This window comes from Paenibacillus caseinilyticus (assembly GCF_027533645.1).
GTDB classification, from domain to species: Bacteria; Bacillota; Bacilli; order Paenibacillales; family NBRC-103111; genus Paenibacillus_G; species Paenibacillus_G caseinilyticus.
This window is the reverse complement of record NZ_JAQAGY010000006.1, coordinates 18,461-43,320: the sequence shown is the minus strand read 5'-3', so window position 1 is coordinate 43,320 and position 24,860 is coordinate 18,461. Positions and strand designations below refer to the sequence as shown.

Genomic DNA, 24,860 nt, shown 5'->3' with positions numbered 1-24,860 from the left:
GCCTATCCCGGGGGATGACGGGTTGCGATTTGCAGGCGGCAGGTACTTTCGGCCATGAAGCCGGGGTACGGCCCTTGGCATGTACCCGCCCGCGGGTTGATGTTGTCATTCTATGGGAAGAAAGAGGTGAAGATGGATGCTGACCGGAATTCAAGTGGCATTGATCGGCGGAGATGCGAGGCAGCTGGAGGTCATCGGCAAATGCTCCGAGCTGGATGCCACCGTTCTGTTGATCGGCTTCGATAACTTGCAAAACGCGTTCAGCGGTATCACGAAAGCTGAATTCACTCCTGAAGTGATGGCGGGTCTGGATGCGGTCATCCTGCCGGCTGTCGGAACCGATGACAGCGGACGAATCGATTCGCTGTTCTCCTCCGTGGAGCTTCGATTGACTCCGGAACATATTGCGGCTCTGCCGAAGCATGCCAAGGTATTCACCGGCATGGCCAAACCTTACTTACGACAGCTCTGCGCAGAGAACGGGCTTCCCCTGATCGAGCTCTTCGACCGGGATGATGTGGCGATCTATAACTCGATCCCAACGGCCGAAGGGGCCATTATGATGGCCATTCAGAACACGGACATTACGATTCACGGTTCCGATTCGATGGTGCTCGGATTCGGAAGAACCGGTATTACCTTGGCTCGGACGTTACAGGGAATGGGCGCTCATGTGAAGGTGGGCGTGAATAAACCCGAGTATTACGCGCGGGCCTATGAAATGGGACTGAATCCGTTCCATATGGAAGAGTTGAAAACACAGGCAGCCCGGGTCGATTACGTGTTCAATACGATTCCCGCCCCGGTCATTACCGCTCAAGTAATCGCCCAGATGCCGCACCGCGCCTTGATCATCGACCTGGCCTCCCGTCCGGGAGGGACGGATTTCCGCTTTGCGGAGAAGCGCGGAGTGAAGGCGATGCTCGCTCCCGGGCTTCCCGGCATCGTGGCGCCGAAGACGGCAGGACGGATCATAGCCGATACGATTACCCGCATTATGATGGAAGAGGCAAAAGCGAGGAGGAACGAGGGATGAACTGGAAAGAGATTACGGTCGGTTTTGCACTGACGGGCTCCCACTGCACGTTCGAGGAGGTCATGCCTCAAATCCAGCGGTTCATTGATGCCGGAGCCAAGGTGGTTCCTATCGTTTCCAATACGATTCTGACGACGGATACCCGATTCGGCACTTCGGCAAATTGGCAAAAACAGTTGAAAGACATCACAGGAAATGATATTATTTCTTCAATTGTAGAAGCAGAACCGCTCGGACCTTCGAAACTGCTCGATGTCATGGTCATCGCTCCTTGCACGGGGAATACCACAAGCAAGCTGGCGAATGCCATGACCGAAAGCCCGGTACTGATGGCCGCCAAAGCGCAGATGCGCAACGGCCGTCCTCTCGTGCTGGCCATTTCTACGAACGACGGATTAGGGCTGAACGCAATGAACGTAGGCAAGCTGCTCATCACCAAGAATATCTATTTCGTGCCTTACGGGCAGGATGCGCCTACGGCGAAACCGAACTCTCTTGTAGCACGTATGGATCTTATCATGGAAACTTGCGAGGCTGCCCTCGCGGGCAAGCAGCTGCAGCCAATGATCATCGAACGGTTTAACTATTGAACTAGATTCCATTCATTCATCATTAATAGGGGAGAGACGAACACATGTCGGATCAGAAATTGTTTAATGTCGCAGTAGTGGGCGCAACAGGTGCCGTTGGAGAACAAATCATCCGTTTGCTTTCGGAGCGGGATTTCCCCATTAACGAATTGAAGCTGTTATCTTCCGCACGTTCTGCCGGTAAGAAGATCGAATTCAAAGGCCGTGGGATTACGCTTGAAGAAGCGACTCCGGACAGCTTCCAAGGCGTGGACATTGCGCTCTTCAGCGCCGGCGGCGACGTCAGCCGTACCCTGGTTCCCGAAGCGATCAAGCATGGCACGGTATGCGTGGACAACACGAGCGCATTCCGGATGGACCCGGACACGCCGCTCGTGGTACCGGAAGTCAACATCGACAAGGTCAGCGACCACAAAGGCGTGATCGCCAACCCGAATTGTTCCACGATTCAGATGGTACAGACGCTCAAACCGCTTTATGACCGTTACGGCATCTCTCGCATTATCGTTTCGACGTACCAAGCCGTCTCGGGAGCGGGTGCCAGCGCGATCAACGAGATGCTCCGCCAGTCCCAGGAAGTGCTTGCAGGTAACGCACCGGAGCCGCAGATCCTGCCGGTAGGATCCCTGCCGAAGAAGCATCAGATCGCATTCAACGCTATCCCGCAGATCGACAAGTTCGTCGAGAACGGTTTTACTTATGAAGAAATGAAGATGATTAACGAAACCAAAAAGATCTTGGGTGACGAATCGCTTGAAGTGACAGCTACCTGCGTCCGCATCCCGGTCGTGTACGGTCATTCCGAATCCGTGTATGTGGAGCTCAAAGAAGATTTCGACATCGAAGAAGTGAAGAATCTTCTTGCGGAATCGCCGGGCATCGTGCTTCAAGACAATCCGGCCGAACAGCTGTACCCGCTCGCTACGGAAGCAGCCGGTAAGAACGAGACGTTCGTTGGCCGGGTGAGACGGGACCTCAGCAACCCGCGCGCGCTGAACATGTGGATTGTTTCGGATAATCTGCTCAAGGGTGCCGCTTGGAACGCCGTACAGATTGCGGAGTACATCGCCGTGCAGCAAAATTAATAGAACGGAAGCCGGCTTCCTGTATACTGCAGGGAGCCAGTCTTTTGATTGCTTTTAAATTTCAGGTGGAAAGAGAGAGGGATCTTCATGAAGATCTTGGTGCAGAAGTTTGGAGGCACGTCCTTGTCCACCGCCGAGGCCAGAACACACGTCATAGAACATATCCAGGATGCGCTGAACGAGGGCTATAAGCCGGTTGTCGTGGTATCGGCCATGGGCCGTAAGGGTGAGCCCTATGCTACGGATACGCTGCTCGGATGGGTCGCATCGAATGGCAATGCACTTCCCGCACGTGAGCGCGATATGCTGCTCTGCTGCGGTGAATTGATCTCGGCGGCAACGCTATGCAGTCTGCTGAACGAGCAGGGCATAGCGGCTTCTGTTCTTACGGGCGCACAGGCGGGGATCCGCACCAATGCGGATTTTGGGAATGCGCAGATACTGTCGATCGACCCTGTTCGTATTCACGAAGGGCTAGCGAACGGCCAGGTGGTCATCGTCGCCGGGTTCCAGGGTCAGACCGAGGAAGGCGACTTTACCACCTTGGGCAGAGGTGGCAGCGATACGTCGGCGACGGCGCTGGGAGCTGCCTTGCATGCGGAGATCGTCGATATCTTCACCGATGTAAGCGGGATTCTCACGGCTGATCCGCGGATCGTCGAGGATGCGAAGCCGCTGCCGGTCGTATCCTATGTCGAGATCTGCAACATGGCGCATCTCGGAGCCAAGGTGATCCATCCGCGCGCGGTTGAAGTGGCGATGCATGCCGGCATACCGGTAAGGGTTCGTTCGACGTTCTCCAAAGACCCAGGAACGCTGGTCACTCATCCTTCGGGACTGAAATCTGGAGCGGGCTCGGTTCAAGACCGGTTCGTTACAGGAATTGCCCATGTGGCGGGGGTATCGCAAATCCGTGTGGGGGCACAGGAGGGAAGCTTCGATCTGCAGCTTAGCGTGTTCAAGGCTATGGCACAGGAGAAGATCTCCGTCGACTTCATTAACGTGAACCCGTCCGGCGTTGTCTACACGGTCTTTGACCATGAGGCGTCGAGGGCGGCCGCGAAGCTGAAGGAGCTTGGGCTCACACCCGATGTCACTTCCCACTGCGCCAAAGTATCCGTGATCGGCGGAGGGATGAACGGGGTACCCGGCATCATGGCGCACATTGTCGAAGCGTTGACGAAAGAAGATATCAGCATTCTGCAGTCGGCAGATTCCAATACGACGATCTGGGTGCTAGTGGAAGAGCAGGATATGGCCAAGGCGGTGCGCGCACTGCATAAACAGTTCGAGCTTCACAGGTAAGAGGAAGGTCCAGGGAGCCCCGCGGCTCCTTGGACAGTCTGTTCCTGCGAAGGCGGCCTGCTGCAGACGGATACTGTAAGATGGTAAAGAGATAAAGCGTTACTCTGGGACCGGATAAGCCTGCTTCCTTGCCCTGCACGGCTCTATGCCTCCGTTATAACGAAGCATCCCTTTCGTATAGCGGCATTGAACCAAAGCAAGAATAACAGAATTCGCAGGCTGTCCTGCGGCATAGCTGGAATTGCTCTGCAATTTCAGGATAGGAGGAGTACACCTTGGATTTCGGAAGACTAATAACAGCGATGATCACTCCCTTTAACAGTGATCTAAAGATCGATTGGGACGGTTTTGCAAAGGTATTCGACTATCTGATCGAAGAACAGGAAAGCGATTCCCTGGTGATCTGCGGGACGACCGGCGAGTCGCCAACCCTTACCGAAGAGGAAAAGCTGCAGCTCTTCGAAGCGGCGGTGAAGCGGGCAAAGGGCCGCTGTAAAATTATTGCAGGCACGGGAAGCAACGATACGGCGCATAGCATCCATCTGTCGCAGGCTGCCGAGAAGCTCGGTGTGGATGCCCTGCTTCTCGCAGCCCCTTACTATAACCGTCCTTCCCAGGAAGGGCTGTACCAGCATTTCAAAGCGGTTGCCGAGTCGGTATCCATCCCTGTGATTCTCTACAATGTTCCCTCCCGGTCGGTGGTGAACATTGATGCGGATACGACGGTCCGGCTGTCCCATATACCGAACATCGTCGCCACTAAAGACTGTGCGGGCACCGATCAGCTGACGCGGATCGTTAGCGGTGCGGCAGAAGACTTCCTGGTCTACAGCGGGGACGACAGCAGCGCATTGCCGGCCTTGTCCGTCGGTGCGCACGGCATCGTCAGCGTGGCCAGTCATGTGGTAGGCAAAGAAATGAAACGGATGATCGAGGCGTATTCGAGCGGAAATGTGAAGGCAGCGGTCCAGCTGCACGCTCAGCTGCTTCCGGTATTCAGCGGACTCTTCACCTTCCCGAGTCCGGCCCCGGTGAAGCATGCGCTCGCCCTCAAAGGACTGCCGGCCGGCGGCGTACGCCTGCCGCTGCTGCCCGCAACCGAGGACGAAGGCAGGTTTATCGCTTCCCTGTTCCAATAAAGGCATCTCTTAGAAACCGGATCGCTGCGCTCCGGTTTTTTTGATATATAAGAATCTGTATCTCGCCAGGGCTCGATCCTGTGATCTTATATCTCATAAATGTGCATTGTTCTAAAAGGACGGCGAAGCCGTTTAACTTATTTGCGCCGCAGCCGTTAGACCGCGGTTAATTCCTGGGTAATGGTAAGAAATACGGGGGATTTCAGGCGAGAAAGGCAAACGGACAGGCTTCGCTTGTAAATGGAACTTTTTATCATGTATAATGGTTGCAAGTGACTGGTGCGGTATTTTATGGTTTGCAGCTCATAATGAAATCGTCGTCAATTAACTAGAGGAGGTTTATCAACATTGTCTAAGAAAAACACGGAAAAATTATCGATCTTTGCCCTGGGCGGCGTGGGCGAAATTGGTAAGAATATGTACGTTGTACAGTATAATCAGGATATTGTCGTCATCGATTGCGGTTTGAAGTTTCCGGAAGAGGATATGCTCGGGATTGATATCGTCATTCCGGACATCACGTACTTAACGGAGAATCGGGATAAGATCCGCGGGATTATTATCACCCACGGACATGAAGACCATATTGGCGGCCTGCCATACGTGCTGAAGCACTTGAATGTTCCGATCTATGGGACAAGGCTGACCATGGGTCTGATCGAGACGAAATTGAAAGAAGCGAATCTGCTCGGCGAGACGAATCGGATTGTCATTACGGCGGATTCCGAGCTGGAGTTGGGGACGATGACGGCGACGTTCTTTAAAACGAACCACAGCATCCCGGATTCCGTCGGCGTGTGCCTCGAGACACCGGAGGGCAACGTAGTCCATACGGGGGACTTCAAATTCGACCAGACGCCGGTCAATGAACAATACGCGGACCTGCACCGTATGGCCGCCATCGGGCACAAGGGCGTACTGGCCCTTCTGTCCGACAGTACGAACGCGGAGCGCCCGGGCTATACAGGTTCGGAGCGCAGCGTCGGAGCGGAGATTGAAGAGGTGTTCCGCAAAGCGAAGCAGCGCGTGATCATTGCGACCTTCGCGTCGAACATCCACCGGATTCAACAGGTGATCGATGCCTGCGTAACGACCAAACGGAAACTGACGGTGATCGGACGCAGCATGGTGAATGTAGTGACGATCGCCAGCGAGCTCGGCTACCTGCATATTCCGGACGGCATGCTGATCGAGCCGGAGGAAGTGAACAAGATGGCGGCGGACCGCGTAGCGATTCTCTCGACAGGATCGCAAGGCGAGCCAATGTCGGCGCTTACACGGATGGCCCGCTCCACGCACCGCAAGGTGGATATCCTGCCGGGCGACACGGTGATCATCGCGGCTACGCCGATTCCGGGCAATGAACGGTATGTTGGCCGTACCGTGGACGAGCTGATGAGAATCGGCGCGCATGTGATCTACGGTCCAGGCTCTATCACCGGCGTTCACGTCTCGGGACACGGCAGCCAGGAAGAGCTGAAGCTGATGCTGAACATCATGCGTCCGAAGTATTTTATCCCGGTTCACGGGGAATACCGGATGCTTCGCCAGCACGGACTCCTGGCGGAATCGGTCGGCGTAGCGCGGGAAGATATCTTCATCGTGGACAACGGCGATACGGTGGAAATCCAGGACGGCGTAGCACGCAAAGGCTCCAAAGTGCAGGCCGGCAACATTCTGATCGACGGCCTCGGCGTCGGAGATGTGGGCAACATTGTTCTGCGTGACCGCAAGCTGCTGTCCCAGGACGGAATCCTGGTTGTAGTCGTGACTCTCAGTAAGCAGGACGGCACCATCCTCTCCGGACCGGATATCATCTCCCGCGGCTTCGTGTATGTGCGCGAGTCCGAGGGATTGCTTGAAGAAGCGAACCGGATCGTGACGTCGACCCTGCACCGTCTGATGAACGAGAATGTGAACGAATGGGCATCCCTTAAGACGCATGTCAAGGATGCCCTCGGACGATTCCTTTATGAACAAACCAGAAGAAGACCGATGATCCTTCCCATTATTATGGAAGTATGAGAGTCGGCATTAGTCACTTAACCCCTTAGAGGACAAGAGCTTCCCACGCCAAGCGAGCTGCTGCGTGCGGGAGCTCTTTTTGCTTTTTCTTTACATATTTTCATCCGGGGGACCCATACTATAGGAGATTTCAGAAGATTACCGGGGAGTGTGCAGACCTTGTCCAATATGAAGCAGGAACAACCGCCGGCCATGCCGCAGCAGAATCCGCCAGGTGCGCCGGGTGAGGAAGTACGGAAAGGAACGACCGTCGAAACGATCCAGCAGCTAGGACAGACCGTGGCACCGAGCGGAGAATCGAATGTATTCTGCATGACGATCATTGGCCAAGTGGAAGGGCATATGGTCCTTCCTCCGCAGAACAAAACGACGAAGTACGAACATTTGATTCCCCAGCTGGTGGCCGCGGAACAGAATTCGAAGATCGAAGGCGTGCTGATCATTCTCAATACGGTGGGCGGAGATGTGGAAGCGGGCCTCGCGATTGCCGAGATGATCGCGACCCTCTCGAAGCCAACCGTGACGCTTGTGCTCGGCGGAGGCCACAGCATCGGTGTGCCGATCGCCGTATCGGCGAACCACTCGATTATCGCGGAGACCGCAACCATGACGATCCACCCGATCCGCCTGAACGGGCTTGTCATCGGCGTGCCGCAGACCTTCGAGTATCTCGACAAAATGCAGGAGCGGGTGATCCGCTTCGTGACGCGGCACTCGAATGTCCACGAAGACAAGTTCAAGGAACTCATGTTCAAAACCGGAGAATTGACCCGGGACATCGGAACGACCGTCATCGGCTCCGATGCGGTCAAATACGGTCTGATCGATGCGATCGGCGGGGTGGGGGATGCCATAAGCAAGCTCAACCTCTTGATCGATGAGCGCCGCAGAGGCCAGAACGGGGGCTTGGTGCAGTGACCCACTATACCATTCTGCCTCTGGAAGCGGTGATGGAAGGCTGGGGGGAGACCGAGGTGCAGCAGCCCGTGGAGATCGTCATGAACGGGGTGATGATGCAGGTACAGCCGCTGAACGGGCAGCAGGCTTCCATCGTCCGGCTGCTGAGCTGCAACCCGCAGGATTATCTCAATCCCCAGTATGCGCCGGGCCGGTTAATCGAGTTCCAGCCCATGCCTGCCGCCGAGTAGGAATTCGCTGCGCCCTTACCGTTTTGCCCCCAGGTTATGGTATAATGAGTCCTCGGGGGTGAGCGGCCTTGTCCAAGAAAAGGAAAAAGGGCAAAGGAATCAAGACGAATGTGAAGTTTGAGCTGTATGGAATTATGATTCTGACGCTCTCCATCATCGCGCTTTCACGAGAGGGCTCTGTGGCCCGCTCACTTACATACTTGTTCCGGTTTTTGATCGGAACCTGGGATTTTCTCATTCCGCTCGTATTCATATACGCCGGACTCTACGCGATGATGAAGCGGGAATGGCCGGTTTGGCGTACGCCGCGCAAATACGGGATCGGGCTTATTTTGCTGTCGCTTCTGCTCATGAGCCATATTTCCGTCTTTGCGCAGCTGTACCCGAAGACGGATTTTACCGGAAGTCAAATCTGGTCGCAGACCTGGTACAGCATGAAAGAAGGCTTGAAGCCGACCGAGCAGGGGCAAGCGATCCTGCGGGATGAGGTGGGCGGAGGCATGATCGGCGCCTCATTGTATTCGGTCCTCTTCATGCTGTTCAGCAACCTGGGTGCCCGGCTGATTCAATACACGCTGTTCGCAGCCGGATTCATGATGGTTACCGGCTTGTCGGTGGCCGATATCGTAGAGAAGGTCCGGGGCCGCAAGGCGTTCAAGGATACGCTCTTCGGGCGCTATCTTCAGCGCAAGCTGCAGGAGAGGCAGAAGCAGGCGGCGAAGGCGGCTGCCGCTTCGGAGAAGAAGCGCAAGGCGGCCGAAGATGCGGCAGCGGCTTATGAGGCGGAGGACGAGGATGAGTTCGACGAGGAGACGCTGAAGCCTCAGCGGAAGGAACGCCCGAAGACCCCGAAGCGGTCCGTATTCATGGAATTGATCAAGGGGAGCCGGCTGGACGAAGAGAAGCCGGCCAAGAAAGCCAAAGCAAAAAGCGCGGCATGGGACCAGGACGACGAGGACGGCAGCGGGTATTCCGGCGAACGTCCGCTTGCCACTTCAAGCGCTTTTGAGCAGCAGGCGGACCTGGACGAGCCGGCAGAGCCGGTCGTGCCTGCCCGCAGGCACGACCCTGCGATTCCGGTGATCCGGGATTTCCAGGAGCAGGTGCAGCAGGAAACCTCCGTCAAGCCTGCAGACACGGCTCCTTCTCCCGCCGCATCCTCCGCAGCCGGAGCGCCGGGAGCAGCCGAAGAGGGCGTGGCTCCAGCGTCGGGCGAGGAGTTCGACATCAAGAGCAAGCCGCTGGCCATCCCTTACGAGCTGCCGTCACTCGGCCTGCTGTCCAAACCGGCCGGGAGCAAAGGCGGCGATTCGCTGGATTACAAAGCGGTAGCCCGCAAGCTCGAGGCAACGCTGGAGAGCTTCGGCGTCCGGGCCAAGGTGCTCGAAGTCGTCAGAGGTCCTGCGGTGACGCGGTACGAGATCCAGCCGGACGTCGGCGTGAAAGTCTCGCGGATCGTCTCGCTGACGGACGATATCGCTCTGGCACTGGCGGCCAAGGACATCCGGATGGAGGCTCCGATCCCGGGCAAATCCGCCATCGGCATCGAGGTGCCGAACATGGAGGTATCGGTAGTAACAATGCGTGAGGTGATGGAGAGCGGCGCATTCCAGGATGCGGCCTCGAAGCTCTCGATCACCTTCGGGCGGGACATCTCGGGACAGCCGATCGTCGGCAACTTGGCCCGGATGCCGCATATGCTGGTGGCCGGGGCGACCGGCTCGGGCAAATCCGTCTGCATCAACGGCATTATTACGAGCGTGCTCTACAAGGCGAAGCCGGATGAAGTCAAGTTTTTGATGATCGACCCGAAGATGGTCGAACTCAACGTATACAACGGCATCCCGCATCTCCTCGCACCGGTCGTCACGGACCCGAAGCGCGCTTCGCTTGCGCTGAAGAAAGTGGTGGTCGAGATGGAGAAGCGCTACGAGCTCTTCTCGAAGAGCGGCACACGCAACATCGAAGGCTACAATACGATGCTCCAAGAGACCCAGACGGGCGCTCCGCTTCCGTATATCGTGGTGATCGTGGACGAGTTGGCGGACCTCATGATGGTCGCGGCCAACGATGTGGAGGATGCCATCTGCCGGCTGGCCCAGATGGCACGTGCGGCGGGCATTCACCTGATTATCGCTACCCAGCGTCCATCCGTAGATGTCATCACAGGGGTCATCAAGGCCAATATTCCTTCCCGGATCGCCTTCGGTGTGTCTTCGCAGGTCGACTCCCGGACCATTCTGGACTCCGCGGGCGCAGAGAAGCTGCTCGGCCGCGGGGATATGCTCTATTTGCCGATGGGCGCTTCCAAGCCCGTCCGCGTACAGGGCGCATTCCTCTCCGACCAGGAGGTCGAAGCGGTGGTTAATTTCGTGCGGACACAGGGACAAGCGGAATATGTCGAGGACATGGTACCGATGGTGGAAGAGAAGCAGGATGACGGGGATCAGTACGAGGACGAGCTCTACGAGCAGGCGGTACAGATCATACTCGAAGCGAAGCAGGCGTCCGTCTCCCTGCTTCAGCGCCGCATGCGGGTAGGGTATACGCGTGCTGCCCGGCTGATCGACACGATGGAAGCACGGGGGGTCGTTGGCCCGTACGAAGGCAGCAAGCCAAGAGAAGTGCTAATGTCTTTGGAACAGTATCAGGTCATGCGGATGAGTTCTTAGCCGGATGAGGGTTCCAGGGACTTCCAAGAATTTGCGGTCCTGCCAAGTGGAATAGAAGCTGACTCCCTTTCTCATAATAACCTATAAATAGGCTGCCATTACGAGAATGAGAAAGGTGAGTATAGCGGATGAACATACGTCTGATCTTCATTACAGTCGGTCTGGTACTCCTGATGTTCGCCGGATTTGAAGTCAAACACCGGTTCAGCGCGGAGATGACCTTCAGCGGCAATGAAATTAGATACGGCACTTCCGGCACGGCGGACATCTACGAACTGCAGGGCCGCCTGAAGCACCTCGGCTTCTACAAAGGAGCGGTGGACGGCGATTTCGGATACAACACCCTACGGTCTCTGAAATGGTTTCAGTCCGAGTTCGGGATGAAAGCCGACGGCGTCGCCGGCGCCAAAACCAAGCTGAAGCTCTATGAAGCCACGAAGGATTGGAAGCCTACGGCAGCCGATCTGCCTCCTTGGGTGGTCAAGGGGGGCAAGGCTCCCGCGGCAGGAGGCAGCGGCAGCGCGGGAGCGGGTACTACGGGCGGAGGAGGTACCGTAACAGCCTCTGCGGCCGGTATGACCCCATCCACACGGCTTGGTCTCTCCAAGCAGGATCTGGACATTATGGCCAATGCCGTACACGGCGAATCACGGGGAGAGCCGTACATCGGCCAGATCGCCGTCGCCGCGGTGATCCTGAACCGCGTGAAGAACCCGAGCTTCCCGAACACCGTATCGGGCGTGATTTTCCAGCCGGGAGCTTTCACGGCTGTAGCCGACGGACAGATCTGGCTTACGCCCAATGAACAGTCCCGCAAGGCTGTTCAGGATGCCTTGAACGGTTCGGACCCTACGGGAGGGTGCATCTACTATTTCAATCCTGCCACCGCCACGTCCAAGTGGATCTGGAGCCGACCACAAGTCAAGACGATCGGCAAGCATATTTTTTGCAAATAGAGCATGGAGTAGAAGTAACCGGCGCACTGCGGTTGCTTCTTCTGTTTATGGAGGAATATAATACAAGGAAGGCAGGAGAAGCACATGAGAGGAGTTGTATCGTCTTTGAAGCAGATCCGATTTGAACGGGGAACGCTCGGCCCTGTGCGTGTACATGTTCTACCCACTGAGCAGTTCAAAACGTTCGCCGTCTCCGTTTATGTCGGCAGTCCCTTGCAGGAGGACACGGTAACCCCCACGGCACTCATCCCCTTCGTGCTGCGGCGCGGCAGCCGTACCTACCCGGAGACGAAGCAGTTCCGCGAGCGCCTGGATGACCTGTACGGCGCAGGCTTCGGTTTTGACGTCTACAAGCGGGGCGATTACCAGATGGTGCAGTTCCGTATGGACGTCATACAGGATGCGTTCGTATCGAGCCCAGAGTCGCTGCTCGAAGGCGCCCTGCAGTTCATCGGCGAGGCTGTGACGCGCCCGGCGCTCGAAGGCAATACACTGGTTCACAAATACATCGACTCCGAGAAAGCTACGCTGCGTAAGCGTCTCGAATCGATCGTTAACGATAAGATCCGTTATGCCGCGGAGCGCTGCATCGAAGAGATGTGCAGCGGGGAGCCGTACCGCCTTCATCCGCTCGGCCGCATCGAAGCGCTGGATCGCATCGACCCGGCCTCTCTGACGGAGCGTTACAAGCAGTGGCTTCACTCTTCACCGATCGACGTATACGTAGTCGGCAGCACGACGCTGGAACAGGTAATGGGTCTGCTCCAGCGGAGCCTGGACCTCGGAACGGGCAGCTCGCAGGATTACGTGATGAAGACGGAACACCGGCAGGTGGGCGAAGTCAAGGAAGTCGTCGAGCGTCTAGACGTGAACCAAGGCAAACTCAATATGGGGCTGCGGCTGCCGACGTCCTACGGGGATGCCTCCTATCCTTCTTCCCTGATGTATAACGGCATTCTCGGCGGGTATCCGCATTCGAAGCTGTTCACGAATGTCCGCGAGAAGGAGAGCCTGGCCTATTACGCGTCCTCACGTCTTGACGGACACAAGGGCATCCTGACGATTCAGTCCGGCATCGAGATCGGCAACTACGAGAAAGCCGTCCAGATTATCAAAGAGCAGCTCCAGGCGATGGAGGACGGGAACATCTCCGAGACGGAGCTTCAGCAGACCCGGGCCATGATTACCGGGCATCTGCGCGAGCTGCAGGATTCGGCCTTTGAGCTGATTGCCTTCGATTTCAACAACCGCCTCTCCGGCGCGGACCGCACGGTGCCGTCCCTGATCGAAGCCGTGGAGAACACCACGCCGCAGCAGATCCAGGAGATTGCGCGGCGCGTGCAGCTCGATACCGTGTACTTCCTACGCGATAACAAGGGGGGCGAATAACCTATGCAGACGATCCCTTATCCTCATGTTAAAGAAACGCTGTACACCGAGACGCTTCCGAACGGGCTGACCGTATTCGTGCTGCCCAAAGAGGGCTTCCAGAAAACGTATGCGACCTTCACGACCAAGTACGGATCGATCGACAACCACTTCCAGGTGGAGGGCGCGGAGGCACGCAAGGTGCCGGACGGTATCGCCCACTTCCTCGAACACAAAATGTTCGAGGAGCCGACGGGCGACATTTTCTCGGTATTCGCAGCGCAGGGCGCTTCAGCGAATGCGTTCACGAGCTTCGACCGTACCGCGTATCTCTTCTCGGCTACCGAGCATATTCACGAGAACCTGACGACGCTGCTGAACTTTGTCCAGAACCCCTACTTTACCGATGAGAATGTCGACAAAGAAAAAGGGATTATCGGCCAGGAAATCAAAATGTACGAAGACAATGCCGACTGGAGAGCGTACTTCGGTCTGATCGAGACGCTGTATCACAACCATCCGGTCCATATCGACATTGCAGGCACGGTGGAATCGATCGGCGAGATTACCAAAGACATGCTCTACGAATGCTACCGCACCTTCTACCATCCGAGCAATATGAGTTTGTTCGTCGTAGGGGGCGTAGAACCGCAGGAAGTGATGGAGCTGGTCCGGAAGAACCAGGCGGGCAAGAGCTTCCCTGCCCAAGGGGAGATCCGCCGCTTCTTCGATAATGAGCCGAATACAGTCAAGGCCGAGCGCAAAGTGACGGTGCTGCCGGTCTCTCTGCCGAAGTGCCTCTTCGGGTGCAAGGAGCCGGGACAGCCGCGCCGCGGCCGCGAGATGCTGAGACGCGAGCTCGCGATGAAGATCGTCATGGATGTCCTCGTCAGCCCGAGCTCGGCCATCTATCAGAAGCTCTACGATGAAGAGCTCATCTCGGATTCCTTCGGTTCCGAATACAACATCGCCGAAGGCTACGGATTCTCGGTCATCGGTGGAGATACGAAGGACCCGGACCGCCTGATCGCCAGAGTGAGAGAAGAGATCGATCTGGTGAAAGCAGCAGGGCTCGCGGAAGCGGACTTCGAGCGGAGCAAGCGCAAGAAGATCGGGGCGTTCCTGCGTCAGCTGAACTCCCCCGAAGCGATAGCCAACGAATTCACGAAGTACCGGTTCAAGGATTCCGACCTGTTCGACATCCTGCCGGTGTACGAAGAAATCACGCTTCAGGAAGTGAATGCCAGCCTCCGCGATCACTTCGACTGGAGCCGGCTTGCCGCTTCCATCGTAACCAGCCGTGGGGACGGAGCCTAACTTGTTCAAACCGTTCACGGAGCAGACGGTCCTCGTCACCGGAGGCAGCCGCGGGATCGGAGCGGCCATAGCGGGCCGCTTTGCTTCCGTCGGCATGAATGTGGTGATCCACTATCTGCAGTCCCATGAGGCCGCCAACGAGACGGCCCGCAGCTGCATGAAGTCGGGTGCCAAGGTATTGACGGTTACAGCGGACCTCCGCTCCCGTGACGGGATTGAACGGCTGCAGGAGAAGCTCGCCCAGCATGACATGCTCCCGGATATCCTCGTCAACAATGCGGGCGTATCCCATTACGGGCTGCTCTCCGATGTGACAGAAGAGCAGTGGGATGAGATTATGGGGATCAACCTGAAGGGCACGTTCCTGATGACGCGGCAGTTTATGCCGCGGATGGTATCGCAGAAGTACGGCCGGATTATCAATGTATCATCCATATGGGGCATCTCGGGCGCTTCCTGCGAAGTGGCTTATTCCACCGCCAAGGGCGGAATCAACGCATTCACGAAAGCGCTGGCGAAGGAGCTTGCGCCATCCGGCGTGACCGTGAACGCCGTAGCTCCCGGAGCTGTAGATACGCAGATGCTGTCCGGATTCGATGCGCAGGAGAAGGCGGCGATGGAGAACGATATCCCGGCGGGCCGCTTGGGCAAGCCCGATGAGATCGCTTCGCTCGTTTATTTCCTGGCGCTTCCCGAATCAGGCTATATTACCGGCCAGATCATCTCGCCGAACGGCGGCTGGCTGACCTGAGGCCCTTCGCATAATCCCGCCTCCTTTTGCGAATAGTAAGCTTGTAATGAACCTAAACGCACAAGGAGGAATTGCGACATGGCTACAGTCCTGAAGGTATTCGAACGCTGGAAAGAATTCTTGGGTGAACGTGTAGAGCAGGCCGAAAGAGCGGGGATGAGCGAAGATCTGATCTCCAAGCTGGCTTACCAAATCGGCGAGTTCCTGTCCGACAAGGTGGACCCGGAGAACAAAGAAGAGCGAGTCCTCAAGGAACTGTGGGACGTTGCTGACGAGAATGAGAGAAGAGTCATGGCCAGCATGATGGTCAAACTCGCCAAAGCCAACAACTAATTATAGCTGCAATTGTGCGAGCCTCCTATCAGGGAGGCTTTTCCTTCTTTTTTCTGGTATACTGGGGAAAGCAAAAAAAGAGTGAAATCGAGGATGAATGAAAGCATGCGGCATGAAATGGTTTCCCCCAAAACGCTTGGCCTGTTACAAAAAACGGTGATCCGTGTAAGTATGATAGGGCTCCTTGCCTTAGTCTGCGGGTGCGGTAAGAGCATTCCAGCTATCGAACCGGCGCTCTTGGAGAAAAAAGCCTCTCTGCTCGTTGTCACCGGTCCATCGCTGGCGGAAGCGGACAAAACGTCGCTCCAGAACGCCCTCGTCCAGTGGCAGAATACGAAGCATCTGTCCTATGAATGGGTACAGGATGCGGACAGTACGAAAGTCTGGTCTCCTGATATGATCGCCAAGGCGGGATCAAGAGGGTATGATTATATTGTGGTAACGGGCCACGACCTGTCGCGGAGCGCGCTGCCTGCGGCGCAGCAGACGACGGCGCGCAAGTGGCTGCTGCTTGACGACGGGTTGACGAGGGATACCGTGCAGGTCAGTGGAGGCCACATTCAGCTCAAAATGGTGCAGGATGCCGAGTTCCGTGCCTTGTGGGATCCTTGGGTGAAGGAGCAGACCGGTTCGGGACGTACGATCGAATGGGTCACGACTTCAAGCTATCCGGTGCCTTCCGAATGGGCGCCATCCGAAGAAGCGGAGTATGTGTCGCTAGCCGATGCAGAAGGGTGGTACACACCGTTCCAGCAGCAGGTGAGGCGCCATGGTCCCGCCTGGATCGCGGTATATGCGCCTGTCGACGAGGCCATGGTCCAGCGGATGCGCAATCTTCAGATTCCGGTCATGAACTTGGCCGGAACCAAAGTGCAGCTCCAGTGGAACGGCATCTTGACCTTGCTGCAGGAGACCATCGACGGCAAGCCGTGGACTTCGGGGATACAGCCCTACACGGAGAGCGAAGCCAAAATAATAAAACAGGAATAAGCAAATACCGACCCAAGCGGGAAGGATTCTATCGAATATTGTAGAAATAATTCAATCGGAACCTTATCAATGGACGAACGGAGCATAAGCAATGACAATGGAATCCAGCGAAATCAAGCAGTGGTACATGGAGTACAAAATACATAAGAACCGCCCGGGGCTGCTGGGCGATATCGCGTCCCTCATGGGGATGCTCGATATCAATATCGTCACGATCAACGGAGTCGAAGACCGGACCCGAGGCATGCTGCTGCAGACCAAAGATGAAGAAAAAATTGAACTGATGGGTAAAATGCTCAAAAAAGTGGATAATATAACTATAACGGCACTTCGTACGCCGAGACTGGTCGATATTCTGGCCGTCCGTCATGGCCGTTATATCGAACGGGATTCCGACGACCGCAAGACTTTTCGTTTTACAAGGGACGAACTCGGACTCCTGGTCGATTTCCTCGGTGAGCTCTTCAAGCGTGAAGGCAACCAGGTGATCGGCCTGCGGGGCATGCCGCGCGTAGGCAAGACGGAATCGATCATTGCCGGCAGCGTCTGCTCCGGCAAACGCTGGACCTTCGTGTCCTCCACCTTGCTTCGCCAGACGGTAAGAAGCCAGCTGTCCGAGGACGAGATGAATGTCAACAACGTCTTCATTATCGACGGGATCGTCTCTACGCTGCGCTCCAACGAGCGGCACCATTCGCTGATGCAGGAGATTATGGCGATGCCTTCGACCAAGGTCATCGAGCATCCGGACATCTTTATCCGCGAATCGCAGTTCACCTATGAACACTTCGACTGTATTGTCGAGCTGCGCAACAACCCCGAGGAAGAGATCTCGTATGAGACCTTCACGGGCGGGTTTGATGACTATTAGAAGCAGGGCTGGATCGGCGCGGCGGCTTTCTTTTGGCGAATAACGCCAGGAGGGACGCTCCCGCGCCTGGACCCGGGTCTGCTGAACAGGGACCGGCGTAAGGCGGCATGCAGCCCTGCGCCGGGCACCGGTATAGAAGGGCGGCCGCAAGCCGCCCCGTAACATCAAGGGAAGGGGTGACCCCATGTCCGATCTAGGCCAACTTCTGAAGAAAGCCCGTCTCGACAAAAAAATATCGCTTGAGGACCTGCAGGAAACCACCAAAATCCGCAAACGTTATCTTGAGGCGATCGAAGACGGCAACTACAAAGTGCTTCCGGGCAATTTTTACGTCCGCGCCTTCATTAAGAGCTATGCGGAAGCTGTGGGACTCGATCCGAACGAAGTATTGAATCTGTACCAGAATGTCATTCCGGCAGCGGAGCCGGAGCATATCGAGCCGATCCGGAGCAAGCGGAACTCCCGCAATTCCGAGAGGTTTGGCAAATGGGCGTCTAGCGCCATGCTCATCTCTTTTGTCGTGCTGATCTTCGGCCTCGGTTATTATTACGTCAGCAACAATTATGAAGGCACGAGCGGGGCGAGCCAGGATCTGCCGACACGCATTACGGATGACGCCACTCCTGCGCCGCAGACGTCCGCTCCGGCGCCAACCGGTGCGGGGACCGCGACGGAGAACGCTGCTGTGCAGACGCCCGCTCCGCCGCCGACACCGCCGCCAACTTCTGCTGTGGAGGTCAAGCTTGCGAAGAGCGAGCGGGGGACGGACTATTACACCGTGTCCGGGACGGACAAACTCGCCATCAAGATCACAGTCAAGGGCGACGCCTGCTGGCTTGAAGTGGATGAGATGGGAGCGAAGCGCAATACGGTGGACCAGGGAACGTATAAGAATGGCGAAACAAAGACCTATGAGCTCACGAACCCGGCATTCCTCATCTTCGGGAAGGCCAGCGCCGTCGATCTGGTTGTTAACGGAACACCGGTACCGGTCGGCGATGTAGCGAACGTGAAGAAGATTCAAGTCGATTTTGCAAAAGCATCCTAAGCGTTATTTCCCATCTGAGAAGCGGTATAACTCCAAGAAGATTACCCGAGACACGCGGACGCTTTGTGCTGAAGGTGTCTTTTTTGCTACAATATAGTGTAATCGAGATCTATGTATTGGATCGAAAAGGAAGGATGCATGAGCATGAGCAGTGAGAATTCATTTGATATCGTATCAAAGCTGGATATGCAGGAAATGAACAATGCCATCAACCAGGCGGAGAAAGAGATCGCGACCCGCTTTGATTTTAAGGGCAGCAAGAGCAGTATCGCGCTCGACAAGGAAGAGCTCGTCGTCGTATCCGATGACGACTTTAAGCTTCAGAACGTGCTCGATATTCTCCAGTCGAAGATGGCCAAGCGCGGAATCTCGCTGAAGAACCTGGAATACGGCAAAGTGGAAGGCGCGTCTTCGGGTACCGTACGCCAGCGTATTAAAGTGAAGCAGGGGGTCGACCAGGACAACGCGAAGAAAATCAATATCCTCATCCGCGATTCCAAACTCAAGGTGAAGAGTCAGATTCAGGGTGACCAGATCCGCGTCACTGGCAAGAGCAAGGACGATCTTCAGGCGGTCATGAATCTGCTGCGAAAGGCGGACCTGCCCCTGGACTTGCAGTTTATCAATTTCCGTTAAGCACAGGAAGTGACTGGAACCGCTGCGCGGGAAACCCGCCTGGTTTGTTTCCGCGTGCGGCCTTCCTGGTTTTGACACCTTTTGAGAGGGTATATTATACTGGGATCGACAGCCTTAACGGGAAGTAGTGACAAGCAATACTAGAGCAGAAACACCACAGCTTGGAGGAAAGTTATGACGGAGAAAGTGAAAGTGGTGACCCTCGGCTGCGAGAAGAACCTGGTTGATTCCGAGATTATGTCGGGCCTGGTTCATGAGCGTGGGTACACCTTGGTATCGGAGAAAGAAGAAGCAACGATTATTATCGTCAACACCTGCGGATTCATTGATGCGGCCAAGGAAGAGTCGGTGAACACGATTCTCGATATGGCGGATCTCAAGCAGACCGCGAATCTGAAAGCGCTCATCGTGTCGGGATGTCTGACCCAGCGCTACAAGGAAGAGCTTCTCAAAGAAATGCCCGAGATCGACGGGATCGTCGGTACCGGGGATTTTCACAATATCAATCAAATCATCGACGAGGCGCTGGCGGGCCGTATGCCGGTCTATGTCGGCAACCCGGTGTTCAATTATGAGCAGAAGCTCCCCCGCCGGATGGCAACGCCCCGCTACACCGCCTATGTTAAGATTGCGGAGGGCTGCGACAATGCCTGTACGTTCTGCAGCATCCCGATCATGCGCGGGAAGTTCCGAAGCCGGAGCATGGAGTCCATCCTGGACGAGGTAGGCCAGCTGGCGGCCCAGGGCGTAAAGGAAATTTCCCTGATCGCGCAGGACTCCACTAATTACGGCACAGACCTGTATGACGGCTTCAAGCTTCCCGAACTGATGAACCGGGTGAGCGAGGTAGAGGGCATCGAATGGGTACGTCTTCACTATGCGTATCCCGGCTTCTTCACGGACGAGCTGATCGAAGTGATCGCGACGAACCCGAAGGTCTGCAAGTATATCGATATGCCGCTGCAGCACAGCTCGGACAGTATCCTGAAGCGGATGCGCCGTCCCGGCCGCCAGCGCGACTCCCGGGAGCTCATCCGCAAGATCCGCGACCGGATTCCGGGCGTATCGCTGCGCACCTCGATTATCGTCGGTTTTCCGGGAGAGACGGAGGAAGATTTCGAGAACCTGAAGTCCTTCGTTAGCGACGTACAGTTCGACCGTCTGGGTGTCTTCACCTACTCGAAGGAAGAAGATACGCCAGCTTCCCGTCTGCCGGATCAAGTCCCGGACGAGGTAAAGGAATACCGCTCCAACGTGCTCATGGAGCTGCAGCGCCAAATCTCCAATAACCGGGGCAGCGGACGGATCGGCCAAGTGATCGATGTCCTCATCGAGAAATACGACGGCCGCAATGACGTCTATGTCGGACGGTCCCAGTTCGACGCGCCAGAGATCGACGGCGAAGTCTTCGTGGGGGGCAAAGAACTCGCCATCGGATCCATCGCGAAAGTGAGGATCACCCACTCGTTCGAGTTCGACTTGTCCGGGGAGGTCGTGGCGTAATGAATCTGGCCAACCGGATTACCTTGGCCCGTATTTTTCTGGTGCCGATCATCATGCTCTTCCTGCTGATCAACGTCAAGTTCCCGCATGTGCGCATCGAACAGTTCAGCATCACCTACAACCAGATTATCGCCGCCCTGATCTTCATTGTGGCGGCGAGCACCGATTCGCTTGATGGGTATATCGCCAGAAAGCGGAAGCTTGTCACGAACCTCGGCAAACTGCTGGATCCGCTGGCCGACAAGCTGCTTGTCTCAGCGGTATTGATCTCGCTTGTGGAGATGGACAAAGTGGACGCCTGGATTGTCATTGTCATTATCTCCCGCGAATTTGCCATTACGGGGCTTCGGCAGATTGCCCTGTTGGAAGGCGTGGTGCTGGCGGCAAGCAAATGGGGCAAATGGAAGACGGCGGCCCAGATTACGGCCATTATCGCACTGCTCATCAACAATTTTCCCTTTGCGCTGATTCATTTCCCGTTCGACCAGATCGCGAGCTGGATTGCAGCCATCATTACGATCTACTCCGGCATCGACTATTTCGTCAAGAATAAGAATGTGATCAATTTCAGCGATTAACTGCAGTGGAAGCACATATCCTGCCGAAACCGGAGGCGACAGACGATGAAAGCAGAGATTATTGCCGTCGGTACCGAGCTGCTGATGGGCCAAATCGTGAATACGAACGCACAGTACATATCCCGCGGGCTCGCAGATGTCGGGGTGGGGGTCTACTATCAGACCGTCGTCGGGGATAATGTCTCGCGGATCAAAGAAACCCTCGCTATCGCCAAATCACGGGCGGACTTGATCATCTGCACGGGGGGCCTCGGGCCTACGCAGGACGATCTGACGAAGGATGTACTGGCCGAGGTTCTCGGACAGAAGCTGGTGATTCACCAGCCGTCTTATGACTACATGGAAGGGTTCTTCCAAAGCCGCGGCATTCCGATGGTGGAGAGCAACATCCGGCAGGCCTATATGCTGGAAGGAAGCGATCCGCTGCCGAACGACACCGGGCTTGCTGTCGGCAATGCCATCACGCACGAGGGAACGCACTATATCGTGCTGCCCGGACCGCCCAAAGAAATGAAGCCGATGTTCGATACATATGTAATTCCTTGGCTGACGGGCAAAATGGACGATGTCAAGCCGCTGTTTTCCACGATGATAAAGTTCGCGGGCATCGGAGAATCATCATTGGAGCATACGCTGATCGACCTGATCGGTTCGCAGACCGATCCGACGATTGCCCCTTATGCCAAGGAGGGGGAAGTCGCGGTCCGGCTGACGACCCGGGCCGCCTCCTTGGAAGAAGCGACGGAGAAGCTGTGGCCTCTGGAGCGGGAAATCCGCAGCCGTCTCGGCGACCATGTCTACGCTTCCGAGGACATTACGCTCGAGCTCGAGGTGCTTCGCCTGCTGACGGCGGCGAACAAGACGCTGGCAGTAGCCGAGAGCTGCACAGGGGGCCAGCTCAGCGACCTGCTGACGGCGGTTCCCGGCGGTTCCCACTCTTTTGCCGGAGGGGTCATTTGCTATACGAACCACGTGAAGAACAAGGTGCTCGGCATTCCCATGGAGCAGCTTGAAGGCCCTGACGCGCCAGGAGCGGTTAGTGAAGAGACGGCCAAGGCGCTCGCGGAGAACGTACGGAAGCTGGCGGATGCCGATTACGCCGTGTCGTTGACCGGGGTGGCAGGACCCACCGAGTCCGAAGGTAAGCCTGTCGGATTGGTTTATGCCGGACTTGCCGAACGGGGCGGGGAGACAACGGTAGTGACACTTCGCCTGTCCGGAAACCGGGAAACAATCAAGCTGCGTGCTTCCAAAACCGCGCTCTACCATCTATGGAAAAAGATCAAATCTTAGTTGATTCCACAGGTAAAATCAAGTATAATAGATTGTAGCGGAAGAACCGTAACATTTCTCAATGTCGTGTTACGGTTTTTATTTTGCACCGCGACCGAATGTATGTTCGGGGAATGTCTAAAGTCTTCCGTTTATATCTCACCCTGCGGGGTACTAAATAATAAAAAGGACGTGATTTGTTTGGCAGATCGTCGCGCAGCACTGGAGAACGCCCTCCGTCAAATCGAAAAACAATTCGGCAAAGGATCCATCATGAAACTCGGTGAGTCCACGCATATGCAGGTGGAAACCATCTCGAGCGGCTCCTTGGCTTTGGATATCGCTCTTGGCATCGGCGGCTTTCCGCGCGGTAGAATTATCGAAGTATACGGACCGGAATCCTCCGGTAAAACGACGGTGGCTCTGCATGCCATCGCGGAAGTGCAGCGGACCGGCGGAACGGCCGCATTCATCGATGCGGAGCATGCGCTGGATCCCCTGTATGCGAGCAAGCTCGGCATCAACATCGACGAGCTGCTGCTCTCCCAGCCGGATACCGGCGAACAGGCGCTGGAGATTGCGGAAGCGCTCGTACGCAGCGGCGCGGTAGACATTATCGTTATCGACTCCGTAGCCGCTCTCGTGCCGAAGGCGGAGATCGAAGGTGAGATGGGGGATTCCCACGTCGGTCTGCAGGCCCGTCTGATGTCCCAGGCGCTTCGTAAGCTGTCGGGCGCGATCAATAAGTCGAAGACGATTGCGATCTTCATCAACCAGCTTCGGGAGAAAGTCGGGGTCATGTTCGGTAACCCGGAGACAACGCCGGGTGGACGCGCACTGAAGTTCTACTCCTCCGTGCGTCTTGACGTGCGCCGGATCGAGACGATCAAGCAGGGCAACGACATGGTCGGTAACCGCACGCGGATCAAGGTCGTGAAGAACAAAGTCGCACCTCCGTTCAAGCAGGCCGAGATCGACATCATGTACGGCGAAGGCATCTCCCGCGAAGGCAGCATCGTGGATATTGCCACTGAGATGGAGATTATCCAGAAGAGCGGCGCCTGGTATTCCTTTAACAACGATCGTCTCGGCCAAGGCCGTGAGAACGTGAAGCAGTTCCTCAAGGAGAACCTTCAGGTGGCTGAGGTCATCGAGAAAAAGATCCGCGAGAACAGCAACCTGACTGCTGTGGTCGGTCCGAACACGGACGAAGAAGAGGACGACGAAGAGCTGGCACTGTTCGAGCAGCAGCAATAATCGGATGCATACAGGATTGCACCGCTATTCGGATGACGGACAGCGGCGCAGAGCAAGCCAGGCGGAAGCACCTTTACTCCTAAGGGTAAGGTGCTTTTTGCCTTTTCGATGGAGGGGATGGGTATGGAAGAGGAGCAGGAGAAGGAAGCGGAGGTCATTCCCCAAGGCGGAACGATCACCAAGGTAGAGCAGCAAAAACGAACAAAGAGCCGCTACAACATTTACATAGACGAGTCCTTTGCCTTCTCGGTGCATGAGGACATACTGATCCGCCACCATCTCCTCAAAGGGGAAGTGGTCGAGCGGGAGACCCTGGTGAAGATTTTAACGGAGGAGGAGAGGAACCGCGCTTATCTCGATGCGATCCGGCTCTTGTCCAGCCGCCTCCGGTCGGCTCACGAGATCCGCAGCCGGTTGAAGCTCAAGGGCTACGGACCCGACCTAATCAGCGGTGTCGTAGAGCGCCTGCGCAAGGAGAATTACTTGAACGACGCCGAATTCGCGCAGATGCTGACCAAGCAGCGGGTCCTCTCCCAGAAGAAAGGACGCCACTTCATCAAGCAGGAGCTGCAGCAGAAGGGCGTTGCGAAAGAGGAGATTCTAGAGGCGATCGCCGGAGTGGATGAAGAAACGGAATATGAGATGGCCCATCAGCTTGCCGTGAAGCGGTATGCAGGCGAAATGCGCAAGGACCCGCTGAAGGCCAGACGCAAGATTGCAGGCTTCCTGCAGCGCAGGGGGTACCCGGGCTCGGTCGTGAGCCGGGTGCTGGGCACTTTACCCCGCCACTCGGACGAAAGCGAGTGGGAAGACCCCGAGGAATTCGAGGAACCATAGAGTACACCTTGACAAGCTTCTTTCCCAAAAGCTAAAATAATCATGTATATTCATTATACACCATGAATCGTCCCGAACAGCCCAGGGAAGATTCCAAAGTAAAATCGCCAATTTTTACTTTATTTCTGGATGGTGCTGCAAAG

Annotated in this window: 23 protein-coding genes; all 23 read left to right on the top strand. The window is 56.1% G+C overall.

Features of this window, described 5'->3' with window-relative positions:
• Window positions 1-136 precede the first annotated feature (136 nt).
• Window positions 137-1,036, top strand: coding sequence for a dipicolinate synthase subunit DpsA (gene dpsA / locus O9H32_RS10985; protein ID WP_269866124.1), 900 nt, complete (start codon window positions 137-139; stop codon window positions 1,034-1,036).
• Window positions 1,033-1,626 (top strand): dipicolinate synthase subunit B, encoded by a 594-nt coding sequence (locus O9H32_RS10980; protein ID WP_269866123.1) that lies wholly within the window; start codon window positions 1,033-1,035, stop codon window positions 1,624-1,626. Before dpsA ends, O9H32_RS10980 begins: the two co-directional genes overlap by 4 nt.
• A 44-nt stretch (window positions 1,627-1,670) precedes the next feature.
• Window positions 1,671-2,711, top strand: coding sequence for an aspartate-semialdehyde dehydrogenase (locus O9H32_RS10975; protein ID WP_269866121.1), 1,041 nt, complete (start codon window positions 1,671-1,673; stop codon window positions 2,709-2,711).
• Window positions 2,712-2,798: 87 nt separating this feature from the next.
• Complete coding sequence (gene dapG / locus O9H32_RS10970; protein ID WP_269866119.1) at window positions 2,799-4,016, top strand: aspartate kinase; 1,218 nt, start codon at window positions 2,799-2,801, stop codon at window positions 4,014-4,016.
• A 275-nt stretch (window positions 4,017-4,291) separates the two neighbouring features.
• Window positions 4,292-5,155, top strand: a complete 864-nt coding sequence (gene dapA, locus O9H32_RS10965; RefSeq protein ID WP_269866118.1) for a 4-hydroxy-tetrahydrodipicolinate synthase — start codon at window positions 4,292-4,294, stop codon at window positions 5,153-5,155.
• A 348-nt stretch (window positions 5,156-5,503) separates the two neighbouring features.
• Window positions 5,504-7,180, top strand: a complete 1,677-nt coding sequence (locus O9H32_RS10960; protein ID WP_269866117.1) for a ribonuclease J — start codon at window positions 5,504-5,506, stop codon at window positions 7,178-7,180.
• A gap of 168 nt (window positions 7,181-7,348) precedes the next feature.
• Window positions 7,349-8,098, top strand: a complete 750-nt coding sequence (locus tag O9H32_RS10955; RefSeq protein WP_406627300.1) for a ClpP family protease — start codon at window positions 7,349-7,351, stop codon at window positions 8,096-8,098.
• Complete coding sequence (locus O9H32_RS10950) at window positions 8,095-8,328, top strand: YlzJ-like family protein (RefSeq protein ID WP_269866115.1); 234 nt, start codon at window positions 8,095-8,097, stop codon at window positions 8,326-8,328. Before O9H32_RS10955 ends, O9H32_RS10950 begins: the two co-directional genes overlap by 4 nt.
• A 68-nt stretch (window positions 8,329-8,396) precedes the next feature.
• Window positions 8,397-11,000, top strand: a complete 2,604-nt coding sequence (locus O9H32_RS10945) for an FtsK/SpoIIIE family DNA translocase (protein ID WP_269866113.1) — start codon at window positions 8,397-8,399, stop codon at window positions 10,998-11,000.
• 128 nt (window positions 11,001-11,128) lie between these two features.
• Window positions 11,129-11,956, top strand: a complete 828-nt coding sequence (gene sleB, locus O9H32_RS10940) for a spore cortex-lytic enzyme (RefSeq protein ID WP_269866111.1) — start codon at window positions 11,129-11,131, stop codon at window positions 11,954-11,956.
• Between the two features lie 84 nt (window positions 11,957-12,040).
• On the top strand, window positions 12,041-13,345 hold the full coding sequence (yfmF, locus tag O9H32_RS10935) for an EF-P 5-aminopentanol modification-associated protein YfmF (RefSeq protein ID WP_269866110.1): 1,305 nt from the start codon (window positions 12,041-12,043) through the stop codon (window positions 13,343-13,345).
• 3 nt (window positions 13,346-13,348) lie between these two features.
• Entirely contained in the window at window positions 13,349-14,641 is a 1,293-nt protein-coding gene (yfmH, locus tag O9H32_RS10930; protein WP_269866108.1) for an EF-P 5-aminopentanol modification-associated protein YfmH, read from the top strand.
• The gene (ymfI, locus tag O9H32_RS10925; RefSeq protein WP_269866106.1) at window positions 14,625-15,392 is read left to right on the top strand and encodes an elongation factor P 5-aminopentanone reductase; all 768 of its coding nucleotides are present in this window, start codon (window positions 14,625-14,627) and stop codon (window positions 15,390-15,392) included. The genes yfmH and ymfI overlap by 17 nt, the downstream gene beginning before the upstream one ends.
• Window positions 15,393-15,470: 78 nt before the next feature.
• On the top strand, window positions 15,471-15,725 hold the full coding sequence (locus tag O9H32_RS10920; RefSeq protein ID WP_269866105.1) for a DUF3243 domain-containing protein: 255 nt from the start codon (window positions 15,471-15,473) through the stop codon (window positions 15,723-15,725).
• A gap of 237 nt (window positions 15,726-15,962) precedes the next feature.
• Window positions 15,963-16,715, top strand: a complete 753-nt coding sequence (locus O9H32_RS10915) for a hypothetical protein (protein WP_269866103.1) — start codon at window positions 15,963-15,965, stop codon at window positions 16,713-16,715.
• Between the two features lie 91 nt (window positions 16,716-16,806).
• Window positions 16,807-17,586 (top strand): DUF3388 domain-containing protein, encoded by a 780-nt coding sequence (locus tag O9H32_RS10910; protein ID WP_269866101.1) that lies wholly within the window; start codon window positions 16,807-16,809, stop codon window positions 17,584-17,586.
• Window positions 17,587-17,770: 184 nt separating this feature from the next.
• On the top strand, window positions 17,771-18,634 hold the full coding sequence (locus O9H32_RS10905) for a helix-turn-helix domain-containing protein (RefSeq protein ID WP_269866099.1): 864 nt from the start codon (window positions 17,771-17,773) through the stop codon (window positions 18,632-18,634).
• Between the two features lie 144 nt (window positions 18,635-18,778).
• Window positions 18,779-19,270 (top strand): YajQ family cyclic di-GMP-binding protein, encoded by a 492-nt coding sequence (locus O9H32_RS10900; RefSeq protein ID WP_269866097.1) that lies wholly within the window; start codon window positions 18,779-18,781, stop codon window positions 19,268-19,270.
• Window positions 19,271-19,444: 174 nt separating this feature from the next.
• Entirely contained in the window at window positions 19,445-20,773 is a 1,329-nt protein-coding gene (rimO, locus tag O9H32_RS10895) for a 30S ribosomal protein S12 methylthiotransferase RimO (RefSeq protein ID WP_269866096.1), read from the top strand.
• A complete protein-coding gene (gene pgsA, locus O9H32_RS10890; RefSeq protein ID WP_269866094.1) occupies window positions 20,773-21,351 on the top strand; it encodes a CDP-diacylglycerol--glycerol-3-phosphate 3-phosphatidyltransferase in 579 nt (192 codons plus the stop codon). The genes rimO and pgsA overlap by 1 nt, the downstream gene beginning before the upstream one ends.
• A 45-nt stretch (window positions 21,352-21,396) precedes the next feature.
• Window positions 21,397-22,644, top strand: a complete 1,248-nt coding sequence (locus O9H32_RS10885; protein WP_269866093.1) for a competence/damage-inducible protein A — start codon at window positions 21,397-21,399, stop codon at window positions 22,642-22,644.
• Window positions 22,645-22,824: 180 nt separating this feature from the next.
• Window positions 22,825-23,880 (top strand): recombinase RecA, encoded by a 1,056-nt coding sequence (gene recA, locus O9H32_RS10880; RefSeq protein ID WP_269866092.1) that lies wholly within the window; start codon window positions 22,825-22,827, stop codon window positions 23,878-23,880.
• A gap of 123 nt (window positions 23,881-24,003) precedes the next feature.
• Entirely contained in the window at window positions 24,004-24,717 is a 714-nt protein-coding gene (locus O9H32_RS10875) for a RecX family transcriptional regulator (protein ID WP_269866091.1), read from the top strand.
• Window positions 24,718-24,860 lie beyond the last annotated feature (143 nt).